Here is a 14,083-nt window from a genome sequence, read left to right on the forward strand (position 1 = left end):
AATAGAAATTATGCAAGTGGGGGTACTACTGGATTATCACAAGAATCTTTTGACTGGTTAACAATAGGACGTTGGAAATAATTTAAAAATATAATCATTATGAAGTATTGGAAAAATGGATTCTACGACGAATTAGTAGAAGGTACAGTAGAAATTACTGAAGAATATTACAATCAACTTTTAAACGGTCAATCAGCCGGGTTACTTATAGTTGATAATCAAAACGGGTATCCTATTTTGGTAGAATATGAGTACTCATTTGAAGATGTAATAAAAAATAAAGTTGCTGAAATACAGGAGTTTGACAAATCGGAAGATGTCAATTCTCTTGTTTTAGGCGAGAATGTTATGTGGTTTGATAAAAGTACACGTGTTGGATTATTTAACTCAATTTCGATTGAAAAACAAATGGGTAAAACAAACACGGTATTGTGGTATGACGCAACAAAGTATATCATTCCAATTTCTGACGCTTTATCAATGCTGGATGAGATTGAAATGTATGCATTAAACTGCTACAATGTAACACAATCGCACATTGCAGCAGTCAGATCATTGCAGACTATTACAGAAGTAGAAAACTACAATTTCAAAGTAGGTTATCCGGCAAAACTCAAATTCCCCGGATAGCCTACATAATAGTTGTATGCTTCAATTTCCTCTTTTGTCTCTAGCTGTTGAATAGCCTTCGTATGCCTTTGTGTCGTGTTAAAACAAGCAAGGGCATACAATTCTAGCTGTTGTAAAATGTCAATAGCTCTTTCGATTGATAAGACAAACCTTGTATCACCAATCCAAATACTTGTTTCAGATCGCCCGGCTTCTTTCTCAATATTTATTGAGTTCACAAGCCCTACACGATCACTTTTGTTTAACCAACCGAATACATTATCAATACTAAACTGATTCACCGATTTAGACGCGTCGTATTCGCGTAATGATTCTAACTTTTGATTTTTAATATCTTCAATAGTAAATTCATATTCGATCAAAATGGGAAACCCATTATTGTTTTCAGCGATCTGCAAACCGGTTGATTGACCGTTTAAAAGTTGATTATAATATTCTTCAGTAATTTCTACTGCACCTTCTACCAATTCATCGTAGAATCCATTTTTCCAATACATTTTTTGTTCTTTCATAATTATACTTGTTTATTTCCAACGTCCGATTGCCGTCCAAAAAAAAGCCCCTGAAGTAGTCCCCGGCCCACTTGGTGAAGCGAAATTTCTATCTACATAAAAATAAGTAGTATATAAACTGGTTGGACATATTGCATATACATTAGAATCTGTACTTGCTTTCTTTACGTTACCTGTTACTATATATGATGAATTATAAAAAGCAATAGGTAAATTAACTCTTAAATTTAGAACTGTAGAACCGGAATTATATCCCCATTGAATCAAAAAACCATCCGAGTATTTTACGTATCCATTTTGTCCCAAATTATAACCATCTAATAAAATTGCATTAGTTCTAAGAGAACTTTGTGCAAAAATGACTATTAAAACTATTACTACTTTTCTACTAAAATCCCTCATATTCAAATTGATGTTATAATATTTTCTACTTCCAACGACCAATAGCCAACCAATAAATTTTCTCGGTTGATTGCAAATATCCATAATCGCCATTTTCATATTGATAAGTACCATTCACAACAAAATTAGATTTTGTTGTGAATAGTATTGAAGATGAAACGACTGACATTGTTGCTCCTTGTGATTTTGTTACATTTGTGACAAGACTGTAATAGGTATCATAAAATGAAACAGGAAGGTATATTGTCCTACTTGAACCTGCAACTTCTGAAAGCCCCCATTGAATCATTAGCCCATCCGGTAGCTTATAATATCCATTTTGGGAAAGGCTTTTTGTTGATACATTGGAAAAATCTTTTAATGCAGCGTTCGTCCTAAGAGAACTTTGTGCAAAAACGACTATTAAAAACATTACTACTTTTCTACTAAAATCCTTCATATTCAAATTGATGTTATAATATTTTCTACTTCCAACGACCAATAGCAAGCCAGTTGAACCCACCCGTATAAGCTCCGTTATTAATATCTGTCGCATGGAATAGCCCATACATTATAAATGATGATTTACTTTGATTCCAAACGTCTGACGTGAGATTAGTTGTGCTATCCTCTTTTCGCTTCATTGAAATCACTACTGTGTAATAAGTATCATAAAAAGATACTGGTAAATAAACCGTTTTATTTCTGCCGGATGTAGATGAATAGCCCCATTGTATAATTAGCCCATCCGGTAGCTTATAATATCCGTTTTGAGAAAGGTTTTTTGTTGATACATTGGAAAAATCTTTTAATGCAGCGTTCGTCCTAAGAGAACTTTGCAAGAAAATGACTATTAAAGCTACTACTATTTTTCTACTAAAATCGTTCATTGTTATCTTTATGTTACAAATTTATACTACTTCCAACGTCCTATTGCAATCCAATGAAATTCCGAGCTAGATTGTCCGTTTCCTTCTGCTGCATAAGTACATATATAGTTGAAACTAGACTTAGTTTTCTTTAAATAATTAACAACCCAACTTGATAGATCAATCGTATTACCTTTGATAGCACTACACGCCAATGAATAATAATCATCATAGAAAGAAAGTGGCAACGTAATAGTTCCCTGATATGAACTACCGCCAGCTTTTTTTCCCCATTGAATCATTAGCCCATCCGGTAGCTTATAATATCCATTTTGGGAAAGGCTTTTTGTTGATACATTGGAAAAATCTTTTAATGCAGCGTTCGTCCTAAGAGAACTTATGTAAAAAGTGATATTGTGATGTTCCCAAAACGAACCGCTTCGTTTTGGAAATATTGGAAAAATTAAATCATTTCGTTTTGAAAGTGCGAACGGGTGGTTTTGCGGATTCTAGTTAAATTATAAAATAAAGTATGATGAAGAAAATTCTTTTTGTGACATTGGCGTGTATATGGAGTGTGGTCTCAATGTATGCGTGGGACCGGAATATCTTGATTTCGACTAAAAATACCTCGTTGCTGTTTGCGGCACAGAACGATGGAGATTTACGGTTTGCATATTACGGTGATAAAATAACTCCAGATCAAATAAATCAAATTCATGATATATGGGCAGGTCTGAACAGACCTGCATATCCAACGTTCGGTTCGGAATATTCGTCGGCTACAGCGCTCCAAGTGGTGCATTCGGATGGAAATATGACTTTGGATCTTATCGTGAAAGATGTAACGACAAAAAATGTAGAAGACGGAGAACAGACAGTGGTGACTTTAAGAGATAAGTACTATCCGCTTGAAGTGAGGATGAATTACAAAGCCTATAATAATTCTGATATCATCGAGATGTGGGCAGAGATCTCCCATACAGAAAAGAAAGCGGTTGTCTTGAAACGATTTGATTCGGGATGTATGCCTATCCGTAGAGGAGACGTATGGATTTCGCATTTACACGGAAGCTGGATTGCAGAATCGGATGTTACTTCCGAGCCATTGAAGCCGGGTATGAAAACAATAAAGAATATGGATGGAGCTCGCAATGGTCAGGGAGACCATGCGGAGATTATGTTCTCTTTGGATGGGCGTCCGCAGGAAAACACGGGGCGTATGATTGGAGCCGCCTTGTGTTGGAGTGGAAATTACAAACTTCGTATTGATACAGATAATAATTATTCTCATAACTTCCTGGCAGGAATCAACGATGAAGCATCCGAATATAAACTGGAACCCAAAGAGGTTTTCGTAACCCCTAAACTTGCCTTTACTTATAGTGAAGAGGGGTTGAGTGGCGTAAGTCGTAATTTTCATCGTTGGGCGCGTAACGGCCAGATTCATGGGGGTAATAAACTTCGTGACATTCTGTTGAATAGTTGGGAAGGTGTCTATTTTGATATTGACGAGCAGAAAATGGACCAGATGATGGGAGACTTTGCTGCAATGGGAGGTGAGTTGTTTGTTATGGACGATGGCTGGTTTGGTGACAAGTATCCGCGAAATAATGATCATTCATCATTGGGTGACTGGGTCGTGAACAGACGGAAGTTGCCTAATGGAGTGGACGGTCTGATTGCGACAGCCAAGAAACATGGAATAAAATTTGGAATCTGGATTGAACCGGAGAGTGCCAATACTGTCAGTGAGTTGTATGAGAAACATCCGGATTGGGTATTGAAAGTTCCCAATCGTGATCCTCGTTATGGCCGCGGTGGTACGCAGATGTTGTTGGATTTGTCCAATCCCGAAGTACAGGACTTTGTATTTCAGGTAGTCGATGATTTAATGACCAACTATCCTGATATCGCCTATATCAAATGGGATGCTAATGCGTCTTTGGTAAATTACGGATCTCCTTATCTGCCTAAAGACAAGCAATCTCATATATACATTGATTTTCATCGTGGATTGCAGAAGGCGGTAGAACGTATTCGTGCCAAATACCCAGATCTGGTGATGCAGGCTTGTGGTGGCGGCGGCGGTCGTGTTGATTATGGAGTGATGCCCGGATTCGATGAGTTTTGGGTGAGTGATAATACCGATGCAATGCAGCGTATATTTATGCAGTGGGGTACCTCTTATTTCTATCCTTCTATGGCTATGGCACAGCATGTCAGTGCTTCTCCCAATCATCAGACAGGACGGGTAATCCCTTTGAAATTCCGTTTTGATGTTGCTATGAGCGGTCGTCTCGGAATGGAAATTCAACCAAAGACCATGTCCGACGGGGAGAAAGAATTCTCGAAACATGCGATTGCTACTTATAAGGAAATCCGTCCGGTTGTTCAGTTCGGAGATTTATACCGGTTAATTTCTCCTTTTGATAAGTTGGGTGTCGCTTCTTTGATGTATTGTACTCCAGAGAAAGATCGTGCCGTGTTCTTTGCTTATAAAATTGAACATTATATGAATCAGGTATTACCTCGTTTCCGTATGGCCGGACTGGATGCGAACAAAAATTATCGTATTCGCGAACTGAATTTGCCGCAAGGCGAGAATCCGTGTTATTTGCATGACAAGGTGGTGGCAGGTAGTATTCTGATGAATACAGGAATGGAAGTTCCTTTGGGTTCAGAATATGCGAGTCGGGTGTTTGAACTCATAGAGGTTAAATAAAAGAGCGTAAGTAAATGAATAGAAAGCCCCGGACGAAATTTCGTCCGGGGTTTTCTATGTAATATCGGTATTCTAACTTAAATACCGGCTTTTCTTCTTATAAAGTCTCACTTAATAAACTGACAAACAGGCAACTTGTCGATATATAATTTGATAGTTGTTTGTTCGGCTATTTGATTTCTAATAAATCCCCGGCTTTCATAGATATAGTTACAATACGGTGAGTGTCAGGAACCGTTTCGATTGTTTTTCCATTGAGCAGGATTCTGTAAGGTTTGTTTTTGTTTTGAGGTATTTTTATGGAGAAAGAGTTTGCAACAGTAGCTTTAACCGAAGCATAACTGATGATAGAGTTGTTCCAGTCAGCAGAGACTTCCGCGCCACCACGGACACATAGTCCTTTATAACTTCCTTTATTCCATTGTTCCGGTAAGCAAGGAAGGAACTCAATATATCCTTCATGGCTTTGAATAAGCATTTCACCGATACCGGCAGCTCCTGCTGCATTTCCGTCAAAAATGAATATGTCATAAGGCGCTCCTGCAATGCCTGCCGGAGATATGCTCAGCAGATTTTCGCGGGCAAAATCGCCAACTAAAATACCAATACTCTCATGCGCTTTAGAAGCATCTTTGAGCCGGGCATAAAAACAAATCATATTGGCCCTGCTCCATTCTACATCTTCCCAGCCCGGTGCGCTAAGCCTATCTTCTATTGTTTTTCTTGCTCCTGCTGCTAATTCCGGAGTTTTTGTCAATGAGATCTGATTGTAGGGGTATAATGCCAACAAATGAGAAGTGTGTCGGTGATTGGGACTGGCTTCTTCATAGTCTTCGTACCATTCACGAATCGCTCCGTTAGCACGTAAACGAATTGGAGGAAACTTGCTCAGTGCATTCTTTAGACTGTCGCTGAAGGCTTTATCAGTATTAAGTATTTGGGCAGCTTGTATGCACGAACGGAATATTTCATAAGCTAAAACGCGATCGCAGGTGGGCATCATTGAGGCACATAAAGTAGTGCCCTGGTAACGGAAATTATTTTCAGGAGAAATACTGGGACCTGTGACCAAATGACCGCTGTTTGGGTCCTCCGTCATATAGTCTAATAAAAATTCCGCATTTCCCTTTAATAAAGGATAGGCTGTCTTGGCTAGAAATTTTTTGTCCAACGTATACTCGTATTGGCTCCATAGATGTGAGGCAAGCCATGAACTGGCTGTGGGAAAAAGTCCCCAGCCTATGTTGCTTGAAGGTGCTGTACATCCCCATATATTAGCTGTTGTATGTGCTGTCCAACCTTTGCAACCATATACTATTTGTGCGGTTTTAGTGCCGTGTATGGATAAATCTTTAATATAGTTGAAAAGGGGAATGTTGCATTCCGATAAGTTTCCGATGTTGGATATCCAATAGTTCTGTTGGGTGTTTATATCCAGATGATAATCGTTGGTCCAACTCATGTTGCATGCCAGATTGTCGTTGAAGAAACCTTGTAATGCTACGGGTAGCGGAGAGTTTTCTCGTGAAGAAACGAGTAATAAATAACGTCCGTATTGAAAGAAAATTGCATCAAGTCCGGGATCAGTAGCACCCGACTTGATACGTTCCCACCTTTTGTCAGTAGGGAGTTTATCATACTGGTTGTTGCCGAGGGTGAGGGAGACGCGGTCAAACAGAGAAGAAAAATCTTCAATGTGCTTACACTTGAGTTCTTTATATGCTTGAGTCGCTACATTCTTAATTGTTTGCTCGCATAATTGCTTATATTGATTATTCTTGTAGTTGGTGCGTACATCAATAATAATAGTCAGTTCATCAGCATTTTGTACGGAAAGTAACCCTAGCTTCGTTTGAAAAGTTCCTTTGGGAGCAATAACGGATATTTTGCCTATAAAGGAAACCCCGCCGGGACCTTGCTTGGGAAAAGATACATCTCCTTCAAAAGTTATCTGCTGATCTTTTACCTGCACAGAAGCCTCCCGCAGCAGATCAAGAGACAAGTCGGCCGTGATGCTTCCTTTTTTATCGGCAGACATATGGAGGATTATTGCGTCGTCCGGATTGCTCGCAAAACATTCACGAGTGTATTGTATGGCTCCAATTTTATAAGAAACTGTACTCAATGCCTGATTCATATTCAATGAACGTTTATAATTGGTTATTTTTCCTTCAGGATATGTGAAACTTAGTTTCAAGTCTCCGATAGGTAAATGGGTACCGAACGAATGTAGTAGCCCTCTCAGTTTCTCGCCGGCAATCTGATTTCCTTCAACCAGTTTTCCGTCAAAGAATAATTGCCGTAACTCCTTCATCTTTTCTTTTCCGAAAGGCTGCTCCTGGTACGGATCGTGAGCTCCAGACCACATGCTGGATTCGTTTATGGCGATAATCTCTCCCAATACTCCGCCATAAACCATAGCGCCTAAGCGTCCGTTTCCGACAGGAGTCGATTTCATCCATTCGTCCGCAGGCTGGTCATACCATAATTCTATGGGGGGATTAGATTTTTTGGCTGACAGGATTTCCGGAAAGATAAATACTGCTATTATACAACAATAACGGATTAATGTAAATTTCATGTGCTCGATAGTTTTCATTGATAGATAAATTTATGATTGAACACACAAATGTAGCCTGTTTCGGAAAGCGGTAGAATTACAGGTGCGTCAATAACTAACAAAAATGACGCAAATGTAAATTTTCACCATTTAAAATGCCTATATTTCGTGCGTTTGCGTATTTTTGTACCACAATAATATGAATGATATGAAAAAGACACTGTTGACTTTATTATTGGTTTTATTACATTTATCTGCTATACCCAATAATTATTCTAGTTACTCTTTCTTGCATATAACAGGTGATAATGGACTGTCACAAAGCCATGTGAAGGCTATTTTGAAGGATAGCTATGGCTTTATGTGGTTTGGCACCAAGAATGGCTTGAATCGTTATGATGGTACTTCTATTTTACAACTTGATTGTGATGATTACGTAGCGAAGAAAGGGAATCATAATATTTCAGCTCTTTTTGAAGATAAAGATAAGAAGTTGTGGGTAGGGACTGATAGAGGAGTGTATTTATATGATATGATGCTGGATACATTTACAGTTTTGGATGATAAGGCAGAATCCGGTGCCAGTTTGGATAATTGGGTATCTAATATCGTTGCCGATTCTGTGGGGAATATCTGGGTGGTGATACCGGACCAGGGAGTGTTCAGGTACGCTAATAAAAAACTATACTTTTATGAAATTATAGACCGGAATAACTTTAAAAAGGAAACTCCGGATTGCATTCATGTTACCTCGAAGGGAGAAGTCTGGGTCGGAACCTGGGGCGCGGGCTTGTTCCGTTATGACACTGCGAAAGATAAATTTGAGCAGTATAAAGTAGATAAAGATAATAATTCTTTGACTGCACTCTCTATCAACTCTATATGTGAGAGTGACGGTTGGTTGATAATGGCTATCCAGAATGGGCGTATTATGAAGTATCATCCCTGTCAAAACATTCTTCGTAGTCTGGATATTGCAGACGTCAGTCATACATTTGTCAGGAATGTTCTAATGCATGGAGATGAAATCTGGGCAGGAACTCATGAAGGAGTATATATTATTAATGAAAAGAAAGGGACTGTGGTACATTTAAAGTCCAATCTTATTGAGCCTTTCAGTTTGTCTGACAATATAATATATACAATGTATGAGGATGATGAAGGTGGTATGTGGATGGGCACTATGTTCGGAGGGGTTAATTACTTGCCTAATCGTGGGTTGATTTTTGAAAAGTATGTTCCTTTGAATACCGGGCAATCGTTGAGTTCCAAGAGGATACGCGAACTGGTTGAGGACAGGAAAGGGAATGTATGGATCGGAACAGAAGACGGAGGCGTTAATATTTTATCTGCATCGGGACAAATCACCCGGATGAAATCAAATGGTAAGGAACAACAGAACCGGACTATTCTGAATATGTCCATATATGGGGAGAACATCTATTGCGGGCTGTTCAAGGATGGGGTTGATGTGATAAAACCAACAGGGGAAGTTATTCATTATTCAGACAGATCTTTGAATATTGAGGAGGGAAGTGTTTGGGCATTTTGTATTGATAAGAAAGGATGCAAATGGATAGGAACCGGTTCCGGTTTGTTTATGGCGGATAAGGATTCTTTTTCATTTTCGAAAGTGAATGAGGTAGGATATGACTGGATTTTCGACATCTTTGAAGATCGTGAAGGTAATTTGTGGTTTGCGTCTATGGGCAGTGGAGTCTGGAAACATAATCCGCAGGTGAATTCTTTCGAAAAGTATATCAATAAGGAAGGTGAGCCTAACAGCTTAAGTTCGAACTCGGTCAGTTCGATCATGCAGGACAGCAAGGGTGGGATATGGTTCTCGACTGATAGAGGTGGCATTTGCCGGTATAATGCAGAGACGAATGATTTTACTTCTTTTTCTATAAAAGAAGGGTTGCCGGATGATGTGGCCTATGAGATATTGGAAGATGATGCTTATAACCTTTGGTTCGGGACTAATAAAGGGCTGGTGAAATTCAATCCGGAGACGAAAGATATTCGTGTCTTTACTACCAAAGACGGATTGCTGGGGAACCAGTTTAATTACAAATCGGCTTTAAGGGTAAGCGACGGCAGGTTTTTCTTTGGAGGAATCAATGGACTTATTGCTTTTGACCCGAATATCTCCCAACAACAGTTAGCTCCTCCTTCTCCTATTTATATTTCAAAGTTCAGCATTTACAATAAAGAAATAACGGTACATACTCCCAATTCTCCTTTGAAGAAGAATATTGTAGGTACGGAAGAGATAGTCCTGCCTTACAATCAGTCGAATATCAGTTTTGATATTGCTTTGTTGAGCTACTCTACCACAAAATCTAATCAGTACTATTACCGTTTGGATCCGTTGGACAAGGATTGGATAAAGGCGGTTAGTAATCAGAATATCTCGTATGCCAAACTGTCGCCGGGTAAGTATGTTTTTAGGATACAGGCCGATAATAGTAACAGCCGATTGGCCAAGCGTTCTTTGTCTATTGTTATTTTGCCTCCTTGGTGGCTGTCCGTATGGGCGTATGGTTGCTATGTCTTTATTTTCGTGTCTTTTATTTGGGCTTGTTTCTTTTGGTATAAGCGACGTAAGGAACGGCAAATGACGGAGAACCAGAAACTTTTTGAAATACAGAAGGAGAAAGAACTTTACGAGTCGAAAGTGGAGTTCTTCACCGAAATTGCTCATGAGATACGTACGCCGTTGACACTCATTAACGGCCCTTTGGAGGTGATCCGAGAGATGCATTTTGAAGATTCAAAACTGAACAAGAACTTGAATGTCATTGCGCAGAATACAAAACGCCTCTTGGATTTGGTCGCTCAATTGCTCGACTTCCAGAAGATAGGAGCAAATAAACTGAAACTCAAATTTGAAACGGTAGATATAACGTCGTTATTGAATGAAATCTGTGAACGTTTTGAGCCTACTATACAATACGAAAAGAAGGAGTTGGCTCTCCAAATTCCAGAGGAAGTGATTAAAGCTGTCGTCGATAAGGAGTCTGTCACAAAGATAGTCAGCAATCTGCTGAATAATGCATTGAAATATGCGAAGAAAGAAATACAGGTGAAGTTGGAGAAGAGAGATGAAACTCTGACTATTCGCGTGGTGAGTGACGGAGAGAAAATTCCGGAAGATATGCGCGAACAGATATTTACTCCTTTCTATCGAATGGAATCTAATATGCAAAAGGCGAAAGGCATAGGAATCGGGCTGTCTTTGGCTAAATCATTGGCAGTCTTGAATAAGGGAAAACTGTATCTGGAAATGGCGGACGAAGCATATAATACATTCGTACTGACACTTCCGCTTAGTTTGACCGGTCAGGTGGAACAACAGCAACAAGTGGCGGATTCGTTGCCGGGTTTATTGCCGGATGACGGCTTGGTGGAGAATGAGGAAATAGATAAATATACGATTCTGCTGGTTGAAGACAATGATGATATGTTGAATTTCATACTGGAACGATTGAAGGAGAATTTTATAGTGGAAGTGGCTCATCATGGTCGGGAAGCATTAGATATATTGAGAGAAAAGCGAATCGATTTAGTGATAAGCGATGTGATGATGCCGGTTATGGACGGCTGGGAATTGTGTCGGACATTGAAGTCGGATATGGAATTATGCCATATACCTATTATTTTCCTGACAGCCAAGAATGACTTGGATAGTAAGATAAAAGGCTTGAAAATGGGGGCGGAGGCTTATGTGGAAAAACCTTTCTCGTTTAATTATCTGAAAGTTCAGATTTTATCATTGCTGAATAATCGGAGAAAGGAACGTGAAGCATTCTCCAAACATCCTTTCTTCCCTGTACATAATATGCAGGTGAACAAGGCTGATGAAGAATTTATGGATAAAGTTATTGAAATCATAAACGAGAATCTGACGGATGAGAATTTTAATGTGGAACGTATGGCGGATATCTTGTGTATGAGCCGTTCCGGACTATTGCGTAAGATAAAAATGTTATTCAATCTTTCTCCTGTGGACTTTATTCGGTTGATACGTTTGCGAAAAGCGGCGGAACTCATTCAAACAGGGCAATATCGTGTTGGAGAGATCTGTTATATGGTCGGCATTAATTCACCGTCTTATTTTAGCAAGCTATTTTTGAAGCAGTTTGGTATGTCGCCTAAGGATTTTGAGAAACAAAGTTTGGGCGGGAAGGAAAAGATTGATATTGACAGTTATTTAAAAATGAAATAAATGAAGATAAAGATGTAAAATTTGCGGATTTGTAGTGGGGTATCCGTCGGTTTGCATCAAAAATTATATTTTATGTCCTATTTATAGGAGGACTCTTCTTCTGCATCGTTTAAATTTGCAGTGTTTTTTAATACTGATATTATGAAGAAAGAATGTAGAAGAATGTTTCTCTGTATGTTTCTGTTATTGGTGGCCGTCCAGTTTTCGGGATGTAGCCGGTCTACTTCAGAATGTTTAAAGGTAAAAGATTGGGAGATTATTTATAATAGTCACTCCGGAGGAGTTGATATTTATAAGAATTCATTGCCTCTTTGCGGTTCTGTTTATTCTTCCTTTAAATATAAGGAGAATTTGATAAAGTCTTGTGATTATCCTAATCACCGGATATCTTCCCGGAAGTATGAAGATGAGTTTGGAAAAGGATACTTATATCAGGTTGTCTATACGGATTCTGTTCTTCCTATGCTGGTTCATACTTTTTATATTTATCCGGATTACGACTACATATTGACTGACTTTACAGTAGAGGGCGATCAGGAATTATCCTCCAACTATATGGCTCCGCTTATTATTGACTCACTGGCGAATAGCTCTCTGAAGTGGAATGAAGATAGCCGTGTCTTAAAAGTTCCGTTTGATAATGATAAATGGGGACGTTATCATTCGGTGCCTTTGCCTTTCGAACAACTTACGAGCTATGAAGTGACGGCACTTTTTAATAATGAAGAACGGAATGGAATAATTGTCGGCTCGGTAGAGCACGATACATGGAAAACAGCAGTTTCAATAGGTAAAAGTTCTCTATATAACAGAGGGAGTTTATGTTGCTATGGGGGCGTGGCGGATGAATATACACGAGATTCTAAACCTCATGGGAGCCTTGTGGGACGGTGTTTGAAGTCACCCAAAGTCTTTATTGGCTACTTTTCGGATTGGAGGAACGGGTTGGAAGCATACGCGAAGGCGAATGCTACCATCACTCCTCCCCGGAAATGGGAGGAAGCTGTTCCTTTCGGCTGGAATAGTTGGGGAGTTTTGAAGTTTGATTTGACATATCAGAAAGCGATAGAGGTTTCGGAATATATAAAAGATCATTTGCAAAACCGGTCTTTTGTTAATCCGGCAGGTGCAGTGTATATAGGACTGGATTCTGGCTGGAATAGCTTCACGGAACAACAGTTGGCTTCTTTTGTGAAGAAATGTAGGGATAACGGACAGAAAGCGGGAGTCTATTGGACGCCTTTTACGGATTGGGGGCGCAATCCGGAGAGGGTATTCGAGGATTGTCCTGAATATAAATATAAGGATGTGTATCTTTATGCAAATGGGGTACCACAGGAACTGGACGGAGCTTATGCACTGGATCCTACTCATCCTGCGGTAGAGGCTGCCATGAAAAACAAATCGGATTTGTTCCGCCGGGCAGGATTTGAGTATGTCAAGATGGATTTTATGACTCACGGATCAATGGAAGCCGATCAATGGTACTGTGATACTATCCGGACAGGAATACAGGGATATAATCACGGAATGAAGTTACTGAACAAGTATTTTGAGGATATGTATATCAACTTATCTATATCCCCGGTTTTCCCTTCCCAATATGCGCAGTCGCGGCGGATAGCCTGTGATGCTTGGAATAAGATAAAAGATACGGAATATACGATGAATGCCGTATCCTATGGCTGGTGGCAGGAGTTGGTTTATCAATATAATGACGCCGATCATATTGTTCTGAAAGATGCGACCGAAGGAGAGAACCGCGCCCGGATAACTTCAGGGATTATTACGGGATTATATATCTTGGGAGATGATTTCAGTGTTGAAGGAGATGCATCGGCAAAAAGTAAATCTCTCAGTCTGTTGACTAAGGAAGAAATAAATCGTGTTGCAACGGGAGTAGCGTTTCGTCCCGTAGAAGGGAATGGAGAGGCTTCGGAAAACCAGTTTATGAGATTCAATGAAGACGGAAGCTGTGATTATGCAGTATTCAATTATTCTGATGAAGAAGTGGAAGGAACGGTGTCTTTGGATAGGCTTGGGTTGAAGACAAATAAAAAATATACAGTGAAAGAGCTGTGGAGAAACCGTGAAGCAGAGGTTAAAACAAGTATGAATTATACAATTCCGGCTAGAGATGTCTTATTATTCAGATTCTATAAATAAACTAAACACTGT

10 protein-coding genes are annotated in these 14,083 nt (G+C 39.4%); 4 read left to right on the forward strand and 6 right to left on the reverse strand.

Translation table 11 applies throughout. The annotated features are described in order from the left end of the window. Positions 1 to 99 precede the first annotated feature (99 nt). Complete coding sequence (locus DXB58_RS00005; protein WP_122135507.1) at positions 100 to 630, forward strand: DUF4376 domain-containing protein; 531 nt, start codon at positions 100 to 102, stop codon at positions 628 to 630. Here the strand turns inward: DXB58_RS00005 and DXB58_RS00010 are convergent. The 5 genes from DXB58_RS00010 to DXB58_RS00030 are packed head-to-tail and all read right to left on the reverse strand — an operon-like array spanning position 600 to position 2,694. Further along, positions 600 to 1,142, reverse strand: a complete 543-nt coding sequence (locus tag DXB58_RS00010; RefSeq protein WP_122135508.1) for a DUF4376 domain-containing protein — start codon at positions 1,140 to 1,142, stop codon at positions 600 to 602. The two genes, DXB58_RS00005 and DXB58_RS00010, sit on opposite strands and share 31 nt — an antisense overlap. Before the next feature lie 12 nt (positions 1,143 to 1,154). Continuing rightward, on the reverse strand, positions 1,155 to 1,643 hold the full coding sequence (locus DXB58_RS00015) for a hypothetical protein (protein ID WP_147338711.1): 489 nt from the start codon (positions 1,641 to 1,643) through the stop codon (positions 1,155 to 1,157). Next, complete coding sequence (locus DXB58_RS27835; RefSeq protein ID WP_199613110.1) at positions 1,570 to 1,983, reverse strand: hypothetical protein; 414 nt, start codon at positions 1,981 to 1,983, stop codon at positions 1,570 to 1,572. The genes DXB58_RS00015 and DXB58_RS27835 overlap by 74 nt, the downstream gene beginning before the upstream one ends. 25 nt (positions 1,984 to 2,008) lie before the next feature. Beyond that, a complete protein-coding gene (locus DXB58_RS27840; RefSeq protein WP_199488025.1) occupies positions 2,009 to 2,413 on the reverse strand; it encodes a hypothetical protein in 405 nt (134 codons plus the stop codon). Between the two features lie 26 nt (positions 2,414 to 2,439). Further along, positions 2,440 to 2,694 carry a hypothetical protein gene (locus DXB58_RS00030; RefSeq protein WP_122135510.1) on the reverse strand — a complete coding sequence of 85 codons (255 nt, stop codon included), beginning with the start codon at positions 2,692 to 2,694 and terminating at the stop codon, positions 2,440 to 2,442. Between the two features lie 233 nt (positions 2,695 to 2,927). On the opposite strand from DXB58_RS00030, the gene DXB58_RS00035 reads away from it, so the two are divergent. After that, positions 2,928 to 5,117, forward strand: a complete 2,190-nt coding sequence (locus tag DXB58_RS00035; protein ID WP_369906964.1) for an alpha-galactosidase — start codon at positions 2,928 to 2,930, stop codon at positions 5,115 to 5,117. 169 nt (positions 5,118 to 5,286) lie between these two features. Here DXB58_RS00035 and DXB58_RS00040 read toward each other — a convergent pair whose 3' ends face one another. Continuing rightward, positions 5,287 to 7,716 carry a glycoside hydrolase N-terminal domain-containing protein gene (locus DXB58_RS00040; protein ID WP_233527199.1) on the reverse strand — a complete coding sequence of 810 codons (2,430 nt, stop codon included), beginning with the start codon at positions 7,714 to 7,716 and terminating at the stop codon, positions 5,287 to 5,289. Positions 7,717 to 7,885: 169 nt separating this feature from the next. Here DXB58_RS00040 and DXB58_RS00045 point away from each other — a divergent pair, with 169 nt between their 5' ends. Then, complete coding sequence (locus DXB58_RS00045) at positions 7,886 to 11,905, forward strand: hybrid sensor histidine kinase/response regulator transcription factor (protein ID WP_122135680.1); 4,020 nt, start codon at positions 7,886 to 7,888, stop codon at positions 11,903 to 11,905. Positions 11,906 to 12,046: 141 nt separating this feature from the next. Beyond that, positions 12,047 to 14,071 (forward strand): alpha-galactosidase, encoded by a 2,025-nt coding sequence (locus tag DXB58_RS00050; protein ID WP_199487911.1) that lies wholly within the window; start codon positions 12,047 to 12,049, stop codon positions 14,069 to 14,071. Positions 14,072 to 14,083 lie beyond the last annotated feature (12 nt).

It is taken from the genome of Bacteroides sp. OM05-10AA, assembly GCF_003439055.1.
GTDB lineage: Bacteria > Bacteroidota > Bacteroidia > Bacteroidales > Bacteroidaceae > Bacteroides > Bacteroides intestinigallinarum.